The sequence below is a fragment of the Mesorhizobium sp. P3_A9 genome (assembly GCF_056402975.1).
Genome location: NZ_JBFUGJ010000722.1, coordinates 1 through 1,056 on the forward strand (window position 1 = coordinate 1; position 1,056 = coordinate 1,056).

At 61.7% G+C, this 1,056-nt stretch carries 1 protein-coding gene; it reads left to right on the forward strand.

From position 1 onward, the window contains the following. The coding region (locus AC1DX0_RS36300) for an MlaE family ABC transporter permease (RefSeq protein ID WP_477359379.1) at positions 1–956 on the forward strand (956 nt) is incomplete at its 5' end. Positions 957–1,056 lie beyond the last annotated feature (100 nt).

The window sequence follows — 1,056 nt, forward strand, 5'->3', positions numbered from 1 at the left end:
GTGCATGGCTGATCGACCGGCTGGTCAGCGCCTTCGAGAAGAAGAACGTCGAGATCCGTCTGCAAGGCCAAAGCGAGATCGCTTCCATCCTGCTCGACGCGGTGAGCGAGGCTGTCCGGCGCGAGCCCGAATCCGCACCGGCGCGGCCGCCCAACATCGTCATTCGCGCCCTGGAGGCGGTTGGACGGCGCGTCTACGAGATGCGCGATGATTTCCTCGCGTCGATGAATATTCTGGGCGCCACCATCCGTGGCGCGCAGATGAAGCTCGGTCGCGGCCATGCCGTCAACCCGGCGGCGATCTTCAACCAGATCGATCGCATGGGCGTCGGCGCCATCCCTGTGGTGGTGCTGATGTCGGCGATTGTCGGCGCCATCGTTGCCCAGCAGGGCGCTTACCAGCTCAGCTATTTTGGTGCCGACCTCCTTGTCGTCGATCTGGTCGGCGTGCTGATCCTGCGCGAACTCGGCGTGCTGATGACGGCAATCATGATCGCCGGCCGCTCCGGCAGCGCGATCACCGCCGAGATCGGCTCGATGAAGATGCGCGAGGAGGTCGACGCGCTCAAGGTTATYGGCCTCAACCCGATCGGCGTTCTGGTGTTTCCGCGGCTGGTTGCTCTTGTCATCGCGCTGCCTTGCCTGACCATCATCGCCAATTTCGCCGCACTTGGCGGCGGTATGGCCGCCGCCTGGCTTTATTCGGGCATTACACCAGCGGCGTTTATTGACCGGCTGCGCATCGCCATCGATCTCAGCACTATCTTTGCCGGCCTGATCAAGGCGCCTTTCATGGCCATGATCATCGGTACGATCGCCTCGGTCGAAGGCATGAARGTCGGCGGYAGYGCCGAATCGCTSGGMCARCACGTSACCGCCTCGGTGGTGAAGTCGATCTTCGTCGTCATCATCCTSGATGGGCTTTTCGCCATCTTCTACGCRGCGATCGCGTTCTGACAGATGGCGGAGGGCAATGGCATCATCAAGATGAAGGAAGTGGACGAGAGCGAAATCGTTCTTTCCGTGCGTGACGTCACCGTTGCTATCGACGGAAAGC